Annotated in this window: 15 protein-coding genes; 8 read left to right on the top strand and 7 right to left on the bottom strand. The window is 64.7% G+C overall.

Translation table 11 applies throughout. From position 1 onward, the window contains the following. Positions 1-191: 191 nt before the first annotated feature. The 4 genes from QYS36_RS01080 to QYS36_RS01065 all read left to right on the top strand — a co-directional run bounded on the left by QYS36_RS01080 (position 192) and on the right by QYS36_RS01065 (position 5,101). Positions 192-2,855: an EAL domain-containing protein gene (locus QYS36_RS01080; RefSeq protein WP_308837738.1), complete on the top strand. Its 2,664-nt coding sequence runs from the start codon at positions 192-194 to the stop codon at positions 2,853-2,855. Positions 2,856-2,913: 58 nt separating this feature from the next. Then, positions 2,914-3,567 (top strand): peptide-methionine (S)-S-oxide reductase MsrA, encoded by a 654-nt coding sequence (gene msrA, locus QYS36_RS01075; protein WP_308837737.1) that lies wholly within the window; start codon positions 2,914-2,916, stop codon positions 3,565-3,567. Between the two features lie 16 nt (positions 3,568-3,583). Continuing rightward, complete coding sequence (locus QYS36_RS01070) at positions 3,584-3,781, top strand: putative motility protein (RefSeq protein WP_308837736.1); 198 nt, start codon at positions 3,584-3,586, stop codon at positions 3,779-3,781. Positions 3,782-3,850: 69 nt separating this feature from the next. After that, positions 3,851-5,101 (top strand): HD domain-containing phosphohydrolase, encoded by a 1,251-nt coding sequence (locus tag QYS36_RS01065; RefSeq protein ID WP_308837735.1) that lies wholly within the window; start codon positions 3,851-3,853, stop codon positions 5,099-5,101. 267 nt (positions 5,102-5,368) lie between these two features. Here QYS36_RS01065 and QYS36_RS01060 read toward each other — a convergent pair whose 3' ends face one another. Then, positions 5,369-6,214 (bottom strand): 23S rRNA (adenine(2030)-N(6))-methyltransferase RlmJ, encoded by an 846-nt coding sequence (locus tag QYS36_RS01060; RefSeq protein WP_308837734.1) that lies wholly within the window; start codon positions 6,212-6,214, stop codon positions 5,369-5,371. Positions 6,215-6,375: 161 nt separating this feature from the next. On the opposite strand from QYS36_RS01060, the gene QYS36_RS01055 reads away from it, so the two are divergent. Further along, positions 6,376-8,175 (top strand): acyl-CoA dehydrogenase, encoded by a 1,800-nt coding sequence (locus QYS36_RS01055; protein WP_308837733.1) that lies wholly within the window; start codon positions 6,376-6,378, stop codon positions 8,173-8,175. Positions 8,176-8,221: 46 nt separating this feature from the next. Here the strand turns inward: QYS36_RS01055 and ppk1 are convergent, their stop codons facing one another. Together ppk1 and hemB are read right to left on the bottom strand one after the other, a co-directional pair. After that, positions 8,222-10,435: a polyphosphate kinase 1 gene (gene ppk1 / locus QYS36_RS01050; protein ID WP_308837732.1), complete on the bottom strand. Its 2,214-nt coding sequence runs from the start codon at positions 10,433-10,435 to the stop codon at positions 8,222-8,224. 18 nt (positions 10,436-10,453) lie between these two features. Then, entirely contained in the window at positions 10,454-11,467 is a 1,014-nt protein-coding gene (hemB, locus tag QYS36_RS01045; RefSeq protein WP_308837731.1) for a porphobilinogen synthase, read from the bottom strand. Between the two features lie 258 nt (positions 11,468-11,725). On the opposite strand from hemB, the gene QYS36_RS01040 reads away from it, so the two are divergent. Continuing rightward, positions 11,726-12,277: a DedA family protein gene (locus QYS36_RS01040; protein WP_308837730.1), complete on the top strand. Its 552-nt coding sequence runs from the start codon at positions 11,726-11,728 to the stop codon at positions 12,275-12,277. Between the two features lie 147 nt (positions 12,278-12,424). Next, entirely contained in the window at positions 12,425-13,084 is a 660-nt protein-coding gene (gene elbB / locus QYS36_RS01035) for an isoprenoid biosynthesis glyoxalase ElbB (RefSeq protein WP_308837729.1), read from the top strand. 128 nt (positions 13,085-13,212) lie between these two features. Here elbB and QYS36_RS01030 read toward each other — a convergent pair whose 3' ends face one another. Genes QYS36_RS01030 through QYS36_RS01015 form a run of 4 tightly spaced genes read right to left on the bottom strand, consistent with a single transcriptional unit; the run spans position 13,213 to position 16,815 of the window. Beyond that, the gene (locus QYS36_RS01030) at positions 13,213-13,665 is read right to left on the bottom strand and encodes a YaiI/YqxD family protein (protein WP_308837728.1); all 453 of its coding nucleotides are present in this window, start codon (positions 13,663-13,665) and stop codon (positions 13,213-13,215) included. Position 13,666: 1 nt separating this feature from the next. After that, complete coding sequence (rhtB, locus tag QYS36_RS01025) at positions 13,667-14,296, bottom strand: homoserine/homoserine lactone efflux protein (protein ID WP_308837727.1); 630 nt, start codon at positions 14,294-14,296, stop codon at positions 13,667-13,669. Positions 14,297-14,311: 15 nt separating this feature from the next. Next, the gene (locus QYS36_RS01020; RefSeq protein WP_308837726.1) at positions 14,312-14,896 is read right to left on the bottom strand and encodes a mechanosensitive ion channel family protein; all 585 of its coding nucleotides are present in this window, start codon (positions 14,894-14,896) and stop codon (positions 14,312-14,314) included. Between the two features lie 8 nt (positions 14,897-14,904). Further along, positions 14,905-16,815, bottom strand: a complete 1,911-nt coding sequence (locus QYS36_RS01015; protein WP_308837725.1) for an ATP-binding cassette domain-containing protein — start codon at positions 16,813-16,815, stop codon at positions 14,905-14,907. A 49-nt stretch (positions 16,816-16,864) separates the two neighbouring features. Between QYS36_RS01015 and QYS36_RS01010 the strand changes: the two genes are divergently transcribed. Then, a complete protein-coding gene (locus tag QYS36_RS01010) occupies positions 16,865-17,311 on the top strand; it encodes a TIGR02444 family protein (protein ID WP_308837724.1) in 447 nt (148 codons plus the stop codon). Positions 17,312-17,316: the final 5 nt, after the last annotated feature.

The following is a 17,316-nucleotide window of genomic DNA, read 5'->3' as shown; positions in this document are numbered from 1 at the left end:
TACAAATCAGCTAGTTAAAATAAAGACATCACAATGCCATTAGACTTCTTGTCAGCCGCGATACCATGGTGCAACCTAGACTGACCACTACCGCCCCACGGTGGCTGGGGCAGAGACGGCAATCCCCTTGTTAGCGCTATAGTGAAATGGCCAAGCAGTAACCTGTGCCAGCCGATGGATAAAGCCATTCGATGAAAAGCCATCCCGACACCGCAGGCCGCGCCATGGCCGAGGTCGTGACGCAATTGCCCGTGCCCTCGCGGCTCGGCATGATGCGTTTTGAGCGGATGAATGAGGCGAACTGGCTGCTGTTGTTCATCGATGCGAGCTGTGAAAAGCAGTTGGGCATCCCCCCCAGCGACCTCTGCAATCTCATCGAAACGCCCTACGCAAGCCTCATGGAACCGGAGGCGCGTTACCGGCTGCACGACGCCATCCAGCAACAGCTCGCGGAAAACTCGCGCTACAGCGTGCGCTATACCCTGCACACGCCCCAGGGCCCGTTGCAGTTGATGGAACTGGGCGAGCCCTTCAAGCAGCGCGGCCGCGCGCTGCTGCGTGGCTATCTGCTGATCACCAGCGACGAGCCGGCAGGCGCGCCAGCCCACCAGCAGGAAACACTCGAGGATCTGCAGCGCAGCCAGGCCGAGCTGCAACAGCAGCAGATGCGCGCCTTTACCCAGCAGCAGCTCATCGTGCGCCTGGCCAGCCAGCGCTATCAGGGTAATGACCCATGCCGTGAAGCCGCCGAGCTGATCACCCGCAGCGCCTGTGAGATCTATGGCGTATCGCGCGCCAGTATCTGGCACCTCAACGGCGATACCCTCGAGCCTGTGGCGCTCTACCTGCAGGAGCAGGGGCACCACGAGATGCCCCAGGCGATCGACGGCCGGCGCTACCCGAACTACCTACGCGCGTTGAAGGAGGGCCGTGCGCTCGACGCCCACGACGCCGAGAACGACGTGCGCACCCGCGAGTTGCTCGATGACTACCTGCGGCCAAAATCGGTGACGGCCATCCTCGATGCCAGCATCCGGGTCGGCGGTGAACTGGTCGCCGTGCTCTGCCTGGAACACACCGGCGGCACGCGCACCTGGCAGGCGGGCGAAGTGGCCTTTGCCGGCGAGCTGGCCGACCAGTACGCCAACGTGATGAGCAATCAGGAGCGCCGCAACGCCACCAGTGCCCTGTATCTGTTCCAGCGCGCCGTCGAGCAGAGCGCCAGCGCCTTCATCCTGCTCAACCGCGACGGCATGGTGGAGTACGTGAACCCCAGCTTCACGGCCATTACCCAGTACAGCGCCGACGAGGTGCAGGGCCGTCAGCTCGCCGAGTTGCCGGCCCTGGAGAATCTCAGTGAGCTATTGTTCGACAGCGAGTCGGGGCTTGCCGAACAGAACAGCTGGCAGGGCGAGTTCAAGAGCCGGCGCAAGAATCTCGAACCCTACTGGAGCCAGTTCTCGATCTCCAAGGTGCATGCCGACGATGGCGCCCTGACCCACTACATCGGCATCTACGAAGACATCACCGAGACCAAGCAGTCCCAGCAGCGCATCGAACGCCTGGCCTACAGCGACAACCTCACCGGCCTGGGCAACCGCTACGCCTTCATTCGTGCGCTGGAAAAGCGCTTCAGCGGCGGCACCGCACCGGTCAGCCTGCTGCTGGTGGACATCGACAACTTCAAGCGCATCAACGACACCCTCGGCCACCAGACCGGCGACAAACTGCTGGTCAGCCTGGCCAAACGCCTGCGCAACAGCTTCAGCGAAGGCACCCTGGCGCGCTTCGCCAGCAACGAATTCGCCATCCTGCTCGACAACTGCGAGAGCCCGCGCGGCCAGCTGATTGCCCAGCAGGTGCTGGAAACCCTCGACAAGCCGCTGTTCGTCGACAACCAGCTGATCATCATCAGCGGCTCCGTGGGCCTGGCCTGTTCGCCCGAACATGGCGCCGACCCGCAGACCCTGATGAAGCATGCCGGCCTGGCGCTGCACAAGGCCAAGGCCAACGGCAAGCACCAGATGCAGGTGTTCACCGATGCGCTGAACGAGGAGGCCAACTACAAGCTGTTCGTCGAGAACAACCTGCGCCGCGCCCTGACCCAGAACGAGCTGGAGGTGTTCTACCAGCCCAAGCTGTGCCTGAAAACCGGCCAGTTGCTGGGCATGGAGGCGCTGCTGCGCTGGCAGCATCCGGAAAAAGGCATGATCCGTCCGGACCAGTTCATCAGCGTGGCCGAGGAAACCGGGCTCATCGTGCCGATCGGTAAATGGGTGGTGCGCCAGGCCTGTCGCATGAGCAAGCAACTTACCGCCGTCGGGCTGGGCAACCTGCAGGTGGCCATCAACCTGTCACCCAAGCAGTTCAGCGACCCCGACCTGGTCGGCTCGATCGCCGCCATCCTCGAAGAGGAACACCTGCCACCCGAACTGCTCGAGCTGGAGCTCACCGAAGGACTGCTGCTGGAGGCGACCGACGGCACCCGCAGCCAGCTCAATGCCCTCAAACAGCTGGGCCTGACCCTGGCCATGGACGACTTCGGTACCGGCTACTCGTCGCTCAGCTACCTGAAGAAATTCCCGATCGACGTGATCAAGATCGATCGCAGCTTCATCAAGGACATTCCCGAGAACGAGGACGACATGGAGATTACCTCCGCGGTGATCGCCATGGCCCACAACCTCAAGCTCAAAGTCGTCGCCGAAGGCGTCGAGACCCAGGCCCAGCTGGCGTTCCTGCGCCGCCACCATTGCGATATCGGCCAGGGCTACCTGTTTGACCGTCCCATTCCCGGCCGCGATCTGGTAGAAAGTCTCAAACGCTACCCGCGACGCCCGGCCGCCAGACGGTAATCAACCTCCGTCAGCCGCTGTGGTCTACCCCAGAACAATGATTCGGAGAACATTCAGCATGGCTCTACGCTCGGAAATTCTTGCCCACAAACTCGAGCTGCCCAGCGCCGAGCAGGCGCTGCCAGGCCGCGAAACGCCGATTTCGGTACCCGAGGCTCACTTCGTCAACGGCAACCCGCTGCAAGGCCCCTTCCCTGCCGGCCTGCAGACCGCACTGTTCGGCCTGGGCTGCTTCTGGGGCGCCGAACGGCGCTTCTGGCAGCAACCCGGCGTCTGGACCACGGCAGTGGGTTATGCCGGCGGGCATACGCCCAACCCGACCTACGAGGAAACCTGCTCCGGCCTGACCGGTCACGCCGAAGTGGTGCTGGTGGTATTCGATCCCAAGCTGACCCGCTACGAAGACCTGCTCAAGGTATTCTGGGAAGTACACAACCCGACCCAGGGCATGCGCCAGGGCAACGACATCGGTAGCCAGTATCGTTCGGCGATCTACTGCACCGACGAACAGCAGCTGGCTGCCGCGCATGCCAGCCAGGCGCAGTTCCAGGAACAGTTGCGCAAGGCCGGTCTCGGCGAGATCACCACCGAGATCGCGCCCGCGCCGACCTTCTACTACGCCGAGGCCTACCACCAGCAGTACCTGGCCAAGAACCCGGAAGGCTATTGCGGCCTGGGCGGTACCGGTGTATGTCTACCTCCTGCATCCTGAATATGGGTAGGCGGTCGTGGAACTGAGCAACATTTCCAGCCAGGTGGCGAGTCAGGCAGCGGCGCAGTTCTCCGCGCAGATGTCGCTCCTGCTGCTGCGCAAGACGCTGGAGCTACAGAGCGCCAGCATCAGCGGACTGGTGCAGTCCGCTGCACCGGCCAGCGCGCCGAGCAATCCGCCCAACCTGGGCAACAGCATCGATGTGATGGCCTGAAGAACTACTGCCATCACGGCAACGGCCGGCTAAACTGTGGGCAATTAGCCAGCAAACGACGAGCACGGCATGCCCGCCAACCTGCCTTACATCTCCCCCAATCAACTCTGTATCGGCCTCTATGTTCACCTGGACCTGAGCTGGTGGGAGCACTCGTTCGCTTTCAGCAATTTCAAGATCAAGGACGAAGGCCAGCTCAAACAGCTGCGCACCCTGGGCCTCAAGCGCCTGCGCTATGACCCGGCGCGTAGCGACTGCGCGCCGCTGCCACTGCCCGAAAGCCCGGTGCAGCAGCCCCCGCCACCACCGCCCCCGGATCCTCAGGAACAGGCCCGGCAGGCACGGGTGCAACAACTGAGCGTGCTGCGCAAACGGCTTTCGGAGGTCGATCGCGCATTCGTTCAGGCCAGCCAGCGGGTCAAGGCAATCAATCAGAGCCTGCGCAACCAGCCCGAAGAGACGGTCAAGCAGGCTGGCGCCCTGGTCAATGAACTGGTCGCCACCATGCTTGGTGAAGACGGCGTTGCCCTGCACAGCATCACCGGCAAGGCCGCCGAAGACGCCTATGTGCATTCGCTCAACGTCACCGTGCTGTCGATGATGCTCGGCCGCCAGCTGGGCCTAGATGCCGAAGCCAGCCACATGCTCGGCATGGGCGCCCTGCTGCATGACATCGGCAAGCTGGAGTTGCCCAGCAAGGTGCTGCTCAAGCCGCCCCCCCTGACCCGCCCCGAACAGCAGCTGCTGGAAATGCACACCCTGTACGGCAAGCGCATGGGCGAAAAGCTGATGCTCGATGACGACGTGCTGCGGATCATCTACGAGCACCACGAGCACTGCGACGGCAGTGGTTATCCACAGCAGCTGCACGAAGCTTCCATCGGCCGCCTGAGCCGCATCGTGTGCATCGCCAACCACTTCGACAAGCTCTGCAACCCGCTCGACCCGCGGGTGGCGCTAAGCCCCCACGAAGCGCTGGCGCGGATGTTCCTGCCGCAGTACCGGGTGCGTTTCGACGATGTCGCCCTGAAAGCCTTTATCCGCTGCATGGGCGTCTACCCGCCCGGCAGCCTGGTGCAGCTCGCGGACGAACGCTACGCCCTGGTGCTGGGCATGCACCCGACCCTGCCGATGAAGCCGACGCTGATTATCTACGACCCGGCAGTGCCCAAGGAGGAGGCGCTGATCGTCAACCTCGAGGCCGAGCCAAAGCTGGCCATCGCCAGCAGCATGCGCCCTTCGCAGCTCCCCCCCGAAGCGCTCGAATACCTCAATCCGCGCCAGCAACTGAGCTACTACGTCGACCCGCGCCGCCGCTAGGCCAGCCGTCGGCTTGAACGTTTGCGGCAGCCTTAGGGCCTGGTCATGATCGTTATGAGCATGAAGCGGCAGCTAAAAGGTGGAAGCGGACAGTGGGCGGAGCTCTTGTGGGATAGGCCGGGCGGCGATCCGCTTTAGCCTCGATTGTGCCTAGCTAGGCGTAAAGAGCTCGGGGCTAAAGCCCCTCCCACGGGTTCGCGACCGGCCGCTCCGGCCACTTTGCTGCCGAAATCGACGAACCTGGGCTAAAAGAGCGCGAACAGGTTGCTAAGGCTGCTGCTCGGCGATCAGCCAGTCGAGGCGCCAGCCTGCCTTGCTTTGCGCCATACGCTCGGCCAGCCACGGCAGCAGCTGGCGTAATTCCTCCTCCAGGCCCCATGGCGGGTTGCTGATCAGCAGGCCCGAGCCGTTGAGGCGCCCGGCATCGTCGGCCGGGTGCACGAACAGCTCGGCGCGCAGCAGTTTCGGCGCCGCGCTTTTCTGCATGTCGCGGTAGAAGCGCTTGAGCTGGCGTTCATCCTTGATCGGGTACCAGATCGCCACGATGGTCTGGCGCATGCGGCCGATGGCCTCGTTGAGCGAGGTGACGCAACGCTCCAGCTCATCGGCCTTTTCGAACGGCGGATCGATCAGCAACACCGCACGCTTCTCGCGGGTCGGCAGCAGCGCACGCGGCAGGTGCCAGCCTTCACCCAGGTGCACCGCCACGCGGCGATCGCCGGCCATGTTTTCCTTGAGCAACTGGCCGTCGTCCGGGTGTTTCTCGTTGAGGTGCAGGCGATCCTGTTCGCGGGTCTGCAAGCGCGCCAGCTCAGGCGAGCCGGGGTAATGGCGCAGCACGCCATCGGGGTTCATCGCGCGGATCACTTGCAGATAATCGAGCAGCGGCTCCGGCACGTCCGTCGCGTCCCACAGCCGACCAATCCCCTCACGCCACTCACCGGTGCGGCTGGCCTGGTCGCCGGTCAGGTCGTACAGGCCGACGCCCGCGTGGCTATCCAGATACGCGTAGGGCGCCTCCTTGCGCGCCAGCAGCGCGAACAGGCGGCACAGCACAAGGTGTTTGAGCACATCGGCGTGGTTGCCGGCGTGGAAGGCGTGGCGGTAGTTCATCATCGGCTCCTGAGCTGGGGGCGAATTGTAGCCGGCCTGAGCGCCTGGTGCAGCGCCTGCCGGACGACGTTCTGGCTTCTCCTCGGGTATCACCGGTTTCGATGATGCTGGCGACGCGCGGGCCGGCCCCTAGACTGGCCTCATTCCAGCGGAGAACCACCATGCCCGACACCCTGCTCAGCGCCCGCAACCTGGCGTTCGAACTCTACGAAGTGCTCGATGCCGAAGCACTCAGCCAGCGCCCGCGCTTCAGCGAGCACAACCGGGAAACCTTCGACGCCGCGCTAGGCACGGCGCGCAGCATCGCCGAGAACCTGTTCGCCCCGCACAACCGCAAGAACGACGAGCACGAGCCACAGTTCGTCGATGGCGGCGCGCAGCTGATCGCCGAGGTGCGACCGGCGTTACAGGCCTTCAACGAGGCTGGCTTTCTGAACGCCACGCGGGATTTCGAGCGGGGCGGCATGCAGTTGCCCAACCTGCTGTCCCAGGCCTGCTTCGCGCATTTCCAGGCTGCCAACATCGCCACGGCGTCCTATCCATTGTTGAGCATGGCCGCCGCCAACCTGATCGAGGCCTTTGCCGATGACGCACAGAAACGCCGCTTCCTGCAGCCGATCATCGACGGGCGCTTCTTCGGCACCATGGCGCTGACCGAACCCCACGCCGGCTCATCGCTCGCCGATATCCGCACCCGTGCCGAACCGGCGGGCGACGGCAGCTATCGCCTCAAGGGCAACAAAATCTTCATCTCCGGCGGTGATCACCACCTCAGCGAGAACATCGTCCATCTGGTGCTGGCTCGCCTGCCCGATGCACCGGCCGGGGTGAAGGGCATTTCGCTGTTCATCGTGCCGAAATTCCTGGTCGAGGAAGACGGCAGCCTGGGCGCCCGCAACGATGTGCTGCTGGCCGGCCTGTTCCACAAGATGGGCTGGCGTGGCACCGCCTCCACGGCGCTGAACTTCGGCGATCAGGGCAACTGCGTTGGCTATCTGGTCGGCAAGCCCCATGCCGGGCTCTCCTACATGTTCCAGATGATGAACGAGGCGCGCATCGGCGTTGGCATGGGCGCGGTGATGCTCGGTTATGCCGGCTACCTCTATTCGCTCGACTACGCCCGCCAACGCCCCCAAGGGCGCCTGCCCGACGCCAAGCAGGCCGGCGGCCAGGTAGCGATCATCGAGCACGCCGACGTGCGGCGCATGCTGCTGACCCAGAAAGCCTATGTGGAGGGCGGCTTCGACCTGGTGCTGTATTGCGCACGCCTGGTCGACGACAGCCAGACCCTGGACGACGCCGAGCAGCGTGAGCAGGCGCGCCAGTTGCTCGACCTGCTGACCCCCATCGCCAAGTCCTGGCCGTCCGAATACTGCCTGCAAGCCAACGCCCTGGCGATCCAGATTCTGGGTGGCCACGGCTACACCCGCGACCACCCGGTGGAGCAGTACTACCGCGACAACCGCCTCAACCCGATCCACGAGGGCACCCACGGTATCCAGTCCCTCGACCTGCTGGGCCGCAAGGTTGGCCAGCATGGCGGCGCGGCGCTGCAGGCGCTACGCCAGCGAATCGATGACACCTGCCAGCGCGCCGAGCCGTTCAGCGGGCTGGACGACCTGCGCCAACCCTTGCAGGCCCTGCTGGCCCGAGTGTCCGAGGTGACCCTCGGCTTGCTCGGCGATCTGCAGCAGGGCCGTGTCAACGGCGCACTCGCCGACTCGGCGCTGTACCTGAAGGTGTTCGGCCATCTGGTACTCGGCTGGCGCTGGCTGGAACAGGCGGTGCGCGCCGAACAGGGGCGCCTGGCCGGCAACCCGGCCGACACCGACTTCTACGACGGCAAGCTGCAGGCCGCGCGCTACTTCCTGCTGCGGGAAGTGCCCGGCTGCCACCACGACCTGGATATCCTCGCGCGCCGCGACGACACCTGCCTGGCGATGCAGGACGCCTGGTTCTGAAATGAAAAACGGGCCCCTGGGGCCCGTTTGCTTTTCTGCCGTGCGATCAGCGCGCGGTGATCACCGGTGCGCTGAGCTTCTCCAGCAAGCTGGCCTGGGCACTGCGCGAGTTCTGGTTGCCGGTGGGCGACAGCCGCACGTAGCGGCCATCCGGCTGCAGCACCCAGGCGTGGGTGTTGTCGGTCAGGTAGGCCTCCAGCTCCTTCTTGACCCGGGTGATGAGCTTCTTGCCCTCCACCGGGAAGCAGGTCTCCACCCGCTTGTCGAGGTTGCGCTCCATCCAGTCGGCGCTGGACAGGTAGATCAGCTCGTCACCGCCGTTGAGGAAGTAGTAAACGCGGGTGTGCTCCAGGAAGCGGCCGATGATCGAGCGCACCTGGATGTTGTGCGACACCCCCGGAATGCCCGGGCGCAGGCAGCACATGCCGCGCACCACCAGGTCGATCTTCACGCCGGTCTGGCTGGCCTTGTACAACGCGCGGATGATCTTCGCGTCGGTCAGCGAGTTGAACTTGGCGATGATGTGCGCCGGCTTGCCTTCGGCGGCCGCCGCCGTCTCCTTGGCGATCAGGTCGAGCAGGGTCTTCTTCAGGGTGAAGGGCGCGTGCAGCAGCTTCTTCATGCGCAGGGTCTTGCCCATGCCGATCAGCTGGCTGAACAGCTTGGAAACGTCCTCGCCCAGCGCCACGTCAGCGGTGAGCAGGCTGTAGTCGGTGTACAGCCGCGCGTTGCCGGCGTGGTAGTTACCGGTGCCCAGGTGCGCGTAACGGCGGATCTCGCCATTCTCGCGGCGCAGGATCAGCATCATCTTGGAGTGGGTCTTGAAGCCGACCACGCCGTAGATCACCACCGCACCGGCGGCCTGCAGGCGGCTGGCCAGGGCCAGGTTGGACTCTTCGTCGAAGCGCGCGCGCAGTTCGATCACCGCGGTGACTTCCTTGCCGTTACGCGCGGCTTCCACCAGCGCATCGACGATTTCCGAGTTGGCACCCGAGCGGTACAGGGTCTGCTTGATCGCCAGCACGTGCGGGTCCTTCGCGGCCTGACGCAGCAGGTCGACGACCGGCGTGAACGACTCGAAGGGGTGCAGCAGCAGGATGTCCTGCTTGCTGACCACGCTGAAGATGTTCTCGCTGTTCTGCAGCAGCTTGGGAATCACCGGGGTGAACGGCGCATACTGCAGTTCCGGGTGGCTGTCCAGGCCGGTGATGCTGAACAGGCGGGTCAGGTTGACCGGGCCATTGACCTGATAGAGCTCGTGCTCCGACAGGCCGAACTGCTTGAGCAACTGGTCGGTCAGGTGTTTCGGGCAGCTGTCGACCACTTCCAGGCGCACGGCGTCACCGTAGCGGCGGCTGAACAGCTCGCCACGCAGGGCGCGGGCCAGGTCTTCGACGTCCTCGGTATCCACCGACAGGTCGGCGTTACGGGTCAGGCGGAACTGGTAGCAGCCCTTGACCTTCATGCCCGGGAACAGGTCGTCGGCATGGGCGTGGATCATCGACGACAGGAACACGTAGTTGGCGCCCGGGCCACCGACCTCTTCCGGCACCTTGATGATGCGCGGCAGCAGGCGCGGCGCAGGGATCACCGCCAGGCCGGAGTCGCGGCCGAAGGCATCGACGCCTTCCAGCTCGACGATGAAGTTCAGGCTCTTGTTGACCAGCAGCGGGAACGGGTGCGTCGGGTCGAGGCCGATCGGGGTGATGATCGGCGCGATCTCGTCACGGAAGTAACGGCGCACCCAGGCCTTGTGCTTGGTCGTCCAGTAGCGCCGACGAATGAAGTTGATGCCGTGCTTGGCCAGCGCCGGGAACAGCACGTCATTGAGGATGGCGTACTGACGGCCGACCTGCTCGTGCACCAGGTCAGCGATGCGCGACAGCGCCTGGTGCGGCTGCAGGCCATCGGCACCGGCCTGCTCACGGGCGAAATTGATCTGCTTCTTCAGGCCGGCGACGCGAATCTCGAAGAACTCGTCGAGGTTGCTGGAGAAGATCAGCAGGAACTTGAGGCGTTCGAGCAGCGGGTAGGACTCGTCCAGCGCCTGTTCCAGCACGCGGATGTTGAACTGCAGCTGCGACAGCTCGCGATGGATGTACAGGCTGCTGTCATCCAGGCTGGGCACGACCACGGGCGCTGCCGCGGTTTCGACTACGGGTGTTTCCACGACTGTTTCCACCGGCGCTTCGTCGATCACCGGCAAGCTGACTGCCGGCACATCGAGCTGTTCGTTCTCACTGAGTCCTTCGTTGCTCATTGAATTACCCTGGAGGGGCTACTGCCCCTGTCGTATGAGTTCGGCCGCACGCACGGCGAAGTAGGTGAGGATGCCATCGGCACCCGCTCGTTTGCAGGCGGTCAGCGACTCGAGAATCACCGCTTCGCTAAGCCAGCCATTCTGGATGGCGGCCATGTGCATCGCGTATTCACCACTGACCTGGTAGACAAAGGTCGGCACCTTGAATTCGGTTTTCACCCGGGAAACGATGTCCAGGTAGGGCATGCCCGGCTTGACCATGACCATGTCGGCGCCTTCGGCCAGGTCAGCGGCCACCTCGTGCAGCGCTTCGTCGCTGTTGGCCGGGTCCATCTGGTAGGAGGCCTTGTTGGCCTTGCCCAGGTTCAGCGACGAGCCCACCGCGTCGCGGAACGGGCCGTAGTAGGCGCTGGCGTACTTGGCAGAGTAGGCCATGATCCGCACGTTGACGTGATCGGCCAGCTCCAGCGCTTCGCGGATCGCCTGGATGCGTCCATCCATCATGTCCGACGGCGCAACGACCTGAGCGCCGGCCTCGGCATGGGACAGCGCCTGCTTGACCAGCGCGTCGACGGTGATGTCGTTCTGCACGTAGCCTTCTTCGTCGAGAATGCCGTCCTGCCCGTGGGTGGTGAACGGATCCAGCGCGACGTCGGTGATCACCCCCAGCTCGGGGAAACGTGCACGCAGCGCACGGGTGGCGCGCTGGGCGATGCCATCCGGGTTCCAGGCTTCGCAGCCGTCGAGGGTTTTCTTTTCTACTGGCGTGACCGGAAACAGCGCCAGGGCCGGAATGCCCAGTGCCACCCATTTTTCCGCCTCCTGCAGCAGCAGGTCGATGGACAGACGTTCGACGCCCGGCATGGACGCCACCGCTTCGCGCTGGTTCTCACCGTCGAGCACGAATACCGGCAGGATCAGGTCGTCTGTGGTCAGCACGTTCTCGCGCACCAGACGCCGGGAAAAGTCGTCACGACGATTGCGACGCAGGCGGGTGGCAGGGAACAGGCGGTTGGCGGGGGTAAAGCTCACGGCAGACTCCTGGGCCCGCTCAAGCGGGCGAAGTGTGACAGTTATAAGCGGCCATTATGACTAAATGATGACGACCATAACGAATAGTGCGACGGCGCGTCGCAGCCCATAAGGCACATCGCCCGCGAAAAGGCTCGCCAGGCCACGCCCCCTGGAGGCACGCCCGGCAGGTGGATATTTCACAGGTTTTCGACAAATGCTGTTTTAGAGTGTCGAACGGCGTAGCCTTGCCACCCCATTTTTCGACGGTCATCTGCAATGCTGGAAAATTTGCTGCAGCACTTCGGTTACCCGGCGTTGGCGCTGGGCACCTTTCTCGAGGGCGAAATGTCGCTGCTGCTGGCGGCCTACCTGGCGTTGCGCGGCATCCTGCAGATCGAGCTGGTGATGCTGTTCGCCTTTCTCGGCACCTATGCCAGCGACCAGCTGTGGTTCCACCTGGGCCGCCGGCATGGCCGCCGTATCCTCGAGCGCCGGCCAAAGTGGCAGGCGCTCAGCGACAAGGCCCTGGTATACCTGCGCCGCCACCCCGATCTGTGGGTACTGGGCTTTCGTTTCTTCTACGGCATGCGCACGGTAATGCCGCTGGCCATCGGTATTTCCGGCTACCCGCGGCGGCGTTACGTGATTCTCGACGCCATCGGTGCGGCGATCTGGGCCATCGCGCTCGGCACCCTGGCCTACAAGCTCGGCCGTGCCCTGGAGGGTTTGCTCGGTGAGCTGCATCAGGTGCAGTTCTACCTGTTTGGCGCCCTGCTGATAATCGGCCTTGGCGTCTGGTTGTACCGGCGTAGACAGCGCGAAGGCTGAAGGGCGATGCTTGACTAACGCCAGCTGCATGTTCAAAAAGCTGTAACAACTGGCTGACTGGCCAGTCATAACATCAGGCAGGTTATCCCCAAGCGAGCCTCCGATATCCATGCCATGCGGCGCTCGCCTTTCATCAGGAGTTGGTCGATGAACAAGAAAGTTGCAGTGATCCTTTCCGGTTGTGGCGTCTACGATGGCTCGGAGATCCACGAAAGCGTCATCACCCTGCTGCGCCTCGATCAGCGCGGTGTGCAGGTGCAGTGCTTCGCCCCCGACATCGACCAGGCCCACGTGATCAACCACCTCAAGGGCGAGGAAATGCAGCCTGCCCGCAATGTACTGGTGGAGTCGGCGCGTATCGCCCGCGGCAATATCAAGGATGTGCGCGAACTGCGCGCCGCCGACTTCGATGCCCTGATCGTGCCGGGCGGCTTCGGCGCCGCCAAGAACCTCTGCGACTTCGCCAGCAAGGGCGCCGACTGCAGCGTGCAGGCTGACGTACTGGCTGCCGCGCAATCCTTCGTCAGCGCCGCCAAACCGGTCGGCCTGATCTGCATCGCCCCGGCGATGGCCGCACGCATCTTCGGTGCCGGCGTGACCTGCACCATCGGCAACGACGCCGATACCGCCGCCGCACTGACGCAAATGGGCGCCGAGCACGTGGAGTGTCAGGTCGAAGATATCGTCGAAGACACCGAGCGCAAGCTGGTGACCACCCCGGCCTACATGCTTGCCAACTCCATCGCCGAAGCGGCCTCGGGCATCAACAAGCTGGTGGACCGGGTCCTGGAATTGACCCACGAGTGACGACCAGCTGCGCGTCGGCTCTGCGGCGTTAAAAACGGGTTCGGAATGCTCATGTACAAAAGTACACTCCGCTTCCTCACCCGTTTTTGCCTTGCAGAGCTCTAGCTCGCAAGCTCGTCAGCGAAACCTCAACCGCGCGACAGACGCGTCAGCAGACGATCCAGGGAGTTGGCGAAGGCCTGGCGATCCTTGTCTCCATAAGCACCCTGGCCACCACCGACCTGCCCCTGCTCACGCAGATCGGTGAACAGGTTACGCACCGCCAGGCGCTCGCCCATATTGCGCTCGTCGAACTCCCGGCCACGGGGATCCAGCGCCAGCACACCCTTCTTGACCAGGCGATCGGCCAGCGGCACATCACTGCAGATCACCAGCTCGCCGGGCACGGCATGCTCCACCAGGTAATCATCGGCTGCATCCGGGCCACTCGGCACCACGATCAGCTTCACGCAGGCAAAGTTGGGGCGTGCCACGGCCTGGCCGGCAACCAGTACCACCTCGAAATGACGCTTGAGGGCGAACTTGACCACCTGATCGCGGGCCAACCTGGGGCACGCATCGGCATCGATCCAGACACGCATTTTAGAGGGGTGCGCGCCGCACGGTGGCAAGCAAAGCCGCAGCCCCCACGAACAACGCGCCAAAACTGCGGTTCATGATGCGCTGCTGGCGCGGCGTGCGCAGCAAACGCAGCACCCGCACCGCCAGGCCGGTGTAGCCCGCCATGACGATCAGGTCGACGGTGACCATGGTCGCGCCGATGACCAGGTACTGCTCGGTCAACGGTGCATGGGGGTTGATGAACTGCGGCAGCACCGCGAGCATGAAGATGATCGCCTTGGGGTTGCCGAAGTTGACCAGAAAGCCGCGCAGCACCAGGCTCAGCGGCCGGCCGATGGGGCGCTCGCCAGCGACGTTCATGTCGGCCGGCAGGGCGCGCCACTGGCACCAGCCGAGGTACAGCAGGTACACCACGCCAAACCACTTGATCAGGGTGAAGGCCAGTGCCGACGTCGCCAGAATCGCCCCGACGCCCGCCGCGACGATGGCGATCTGCAGTGCCAGGCCGAGCTGCAGGCCCAGGGCGTTCCAGTAGCCGCGCCAGAAACCGTACTGCAGCCCCGCCGACATCGAGGCGATGGCCCCGGCTCCCGGCGACAGGCTGATCAGCCAGCAGGCAACGAGAAAAGCGAGCCAGGTTTCCAGAGCCATAGTGGCGACCTCGGATTAGTGATGATCAACTTCGATCTTGCGTGCTGCCGGCATCTCGCCGTTGCGCCAGCGCCTCACGGCCTTCTGGAAGAACAGGCTGTTGGGAATCTGTATCCAGGTGCCGGGCGCGTCGCCGGTCAGATCTTCCAGGGTGGTGTAGAACAGGTTGATGTCCAGCACACGGCCCCGTACGCCGGGCTTGTCGGCGCTTTCCAGCACCTCGACGCAGTCGCCGATGCGGAACGGCCCGAGGGCGAAGATCAGCAGCGCGCAGAACAGGTTCGACAATACACTCCAGATGGCGAAGAACGCGATAGCGGCGACGGCGACGAAGCCGGTCAACGCGCCCCACAGCACCTGCGCCGATACCCCCAGGCGCTCGAGCACCAGCATGAAGGCGCTGCCGAGGATCAGCCAGCGGGTCAGGCCGCGCAGCGGCACCAGCAATTCTGCCGGCAGCTGTGGGTAACGCTGGCCAAGGCGGCTGATGCCGCGGGTCAGAATGCGCTGGGCCAGCCAGGCCAACGCCAGGATCAGGATGACCTGGCCGGTGCGCATCAGCGGCTGGCTCCAGGCGGTCAGCCAGGCCAGATCGGTCATGTCCAAATTCAACCTATTGCCTCCAGTTCCTGTTGCAGGGTTTCCAGGGTCTCCAGGGCTTCCAGCCAGTGCTCTTCCAGCTCGGCTTCACGGCTCTTCAGCGCGGCCTGCTCGGCCAGCGCCTGGCGCAGCTCGTCCTTGCGCGCCGCCTCGTAAATGCCGCTATCGCCCAGGCGCTCTTCCAGTGCCGCAAGCTTGCCCTGCACCTGGCCCAGTTCGGCCTCGAGCTTGTCTGCCGCCTTCTTGTGCGGCGCCAGCTGCTGGCGCAGCGCGGCAGCGGCCTGGCGCTGGCCACGCTTGTCGTTGCCTGCGCCAGCCGGCGCAGGAGCCGTTGGCGCGGCCTGACGTTGACGATAGTCGACCAGCCAGCGGGCGTAATCCTCGAGGTCACCGTCGAACGGCGCCACGCGGCCATCGGCCACCAGGAGGAATTCGTCGGTGGTGCTCTTGAGCAAGTGACGATCATGGGACACCACCACCACGGCACCGGCGAATTCCTGCAGGGCCATGGTCAGCGCCAGGCGCATTTCCAGGTCGAGGTGGTTGGTCGGCTCATCGAGCAGCAGCAGGTTGGGCTTGCCCCAGGCGATCAGCGCCAGGGCCAGGCGCGCCTTCTCGCCACCGGAAAAGTTCAGCACCGGCTCGTCGCAGCGCGGGCCGCGGAAGTCGAAGCCACCGAGGAAATCACGCAGGGTCTGCTCGCGCTCGGCCGGTGCGATGCGCTGCAGGTGCAGCAATGGGCTGGCCTTGTCGTCCAGCGCGTCGAGTTGATGCTGGGCGAAGTAGCCGATCACCAGATTCTCGCCGCGGGTCAGGCTGCCACTCAGCGGCTGCAGCTCGGCGGAGAGGTTCTTGATCAGCGTGGACTTGCCCGCGCCATTGGGGCCGAGCAGGCCGATGCGCGCGCCGGGCACCAGGCTCAGCTTGACCTGCTGCAGGATGGTCTTGTCGCCGTAGCCCAGGCGGCCTTCGCTGAGGCTGAGCAGCGGCGTGGAAATCTTGTCGGCCTCGCGAAACACGAAATCGAAGGGCGAGTCGACGTGGGCCGCGCTCAGCTCCTCCATGCGTTCCAGGGCCTTGATGCGGCTCTGCGCCTGGCGGGCCTTGGTGGCCTGGGCCTTGAAGCGGGCGATGTACTTTTCCATGTGCGCGCGCTGCGCCTGCTGCTTCTCGTAGGCCTGCTGCTGCTGGGCCAGGCGTTCGGCGCGGGTGCGCTCGAAGGCCGAGTAGCCGCCGCGATAGAGGGTCAGCTTGCGCTGCTCGACATGGGCGACGTGATCTACCACCGCATCGAGGAAGTCGCGGTCGTGGGAAATCAGCAGCAAGGTGCCGGGATAACTCTGCAGCCAGCCTTCCAGCCAGAGGATGGCATCCAGATCCAGGTGGTTGGTCGGCTCGTCGAGCAGCAGCAGGTCGGACGGGCACATCAGCGCCTGGGCCAGGTTCAGGCGCATGCGCCAGCCACCGGAGAAGTCGCCGACGCGGCGATCCATCTGCGCGTTGTCGAAACCCAGGCCGGCCAGCAGCTTGCGCGCCCGGGCATCAGCGGTATAGCCGTCGGCGCTGTCCAGTTCGCTGTGCAGGCGGGCGATGGCCGCGCCGTCATGGCCCTGCTCGGCAGCGGCCAGCTCGGCCTGCACGCGGCGCAGGTCGTGGTCGCCATCGAGCACGTAGTCCACGGCCAGGCGGTCGAGGGTGTCGACCTCCTGGCGCATATGGGCGATGCGCCAGTCACCGGGCAGCAGGCAATCGCCGGAATCGGGCGTCAACTCGCCGCGCAACAGCGCGAACAGGCTGGACTTGCCGGCGCCATTGGCACCGATCAGGCCGGCCTTGTGACCGGCGTGCAGGGTCAGCTCGGCGTTCTCGAGCAAACGCTGAGGGCCACGCTGTAGGGTAAGATTCTGGAGTCGGATCATAATGGCGGCGGATTCTAACAGAGTCCCCCGCCACATACTCGGAGCACGCATGAGCGCTGACCTGTGGACCTTCGCCACCACCCTCTACGCCCGCCCGGGCGTGGAAGCCGCCTGCCTGGAACTGCAGGCCGCCGGCGCAGATGTCTGCCTGGTCCTGTGCGGGCTGTGGCTGGACAGCCGTGGGGTGGCCTATGACCCGGAGCGCGAAGGGCAGCTGCGTCGCCTCGCTGAGCCCTGGCAGCGCGAGGTCGTGGTGCCGCTGAGGGCCCTGCGCCAGGGCTGGTGCGAGGCGGCGCTGGCTGATACGGAGCTGGCCGCCCTGCGCCAACAGGTCAAGCAGCTCGAATTACAGGCCGAGCGCACCCAGCTCGAGCGCCTGCAAGGGCTGAGCAGCACCTGGCCCACGGACGGGCCGGCGCGGCGAACCTGGCTCGATGAGCTGGCCGTGGCCGGTGAAGCCCGCGAGCGGCTGCTGGCGGCGACCATAGCGGGATAAGCCTC

The organism is Pseudomonas sp. G34, assembly GCF_031119625.1.
Taxonomy (GTDB): Bacteria; Pseudomonadota; Gammaproteobacteria; order Pseudomonadales; family Pseudomonadaceae; genus Aquipseudomonas.
The sequence above is the reverse complement of the archived record's forward strand: the minus strand, read 5'-3'. Positions and strand labels throughout refer to the sequence as shown.

What these genes read in the sequence shown, in the direction of transcription:
- QYS36_RS01080 (WP_308837738.1), top strand. Translation starts at nt 192, where the DNA reads ATGAAAAGCCATCCCGACACCGCAGGCCGCGCCATGGCCGAGGTCGTG.
- msrA (WP_308837737.1), top strand. Translation starts at nt 2,914, where the DNA reads ATGGCTCTACGCTCGGAAATTCTTGCCCACAAACTCGAGCTGCCCAGC.
- QYS36_RS01065 (WP_308837735.1), top strand. Translation starts at nt 3,851, where the DNA reads ATGCCCGCCAACCTGCCTTACATCTCCCCCAATCAACTCTGTATCGGC.
- QYS36_RS01060 (WP_308837734.1), bottom strand. Translation starts at nt 6,214, where the DNA reads ATGAACTACCGCCACGCCTTCCACGCCGGCAACCACGCCGATGTGCTC.
- QYS36_RS01055 (WP_308837733.1), top strand. Translation starts at nt 6,376, where the DNA reads ATGCCCGACACCCTGCTCAGCGCCCGCAACCTGGCGTTCGAACTCTAC.
- ppk1 (WP_308837732.1), bottom strand. Translation starts at nt 10,435, where the DNA reads ATGAGCAACGAAGGACTCAGTGAGAACGAACAGCTCGATGTGCCGGCA.
- QYS36_RS01040 (WP_308837730.1), top strand. Translation starts at nt 11,726, where the DNA reads ATGCTGGAAAATTTGCTGCAGCACTTCGGTTACCCGGCGTTGGCGCTG.
- elbB (WP_308837729.1), top strand. Translation starts at nt 12,425, where the DNA reads ATGAACAAGAAAGTTGCAGTGATCCTTTCCGGTTGTGGCGTCTACGAT.
- QYS36_RS01030 (WP_308837728.1), bottom strand. Translation starts at nt 13,665, where the DNA reads ATGCGTGTCTGGATCGATGCCGATGCGTGCCCCAGGTTGGCCCGCGAT.
- rhtB (WP_308837727.1), bottom strand. Translation starts at nt 14,296, where the DNA reads ATGGCTCTGGAAACCTGGCTCGCTTTTCTCGTTGCCTGCTGGCTGATC.
- QYS36_RS01020 (WP_308837726.1), bottom strand. Translation starts at nt 14,896, where the DNA reads ATGACCGATCTGGCCTGGCTGACCGCCTGGAGCCAGCCGCTGATGCGC.
- QYS36_RS01015 (WP_308837725.1), bottom strand. Translation starts at nt 16,815, where the DNA reads ATGATCCGACTCCAGAATCTTACCCTACAGCGTGGCCCTCAGCGTTTG.
- QYS36_RS01010 (WP_308837724.1), top strand. Translation starts at nt 16,865, where the DNA reads ATGAGCGCTGACCTGTGGACCTTCGCCACCACCCTCTACGCCCGCCCG.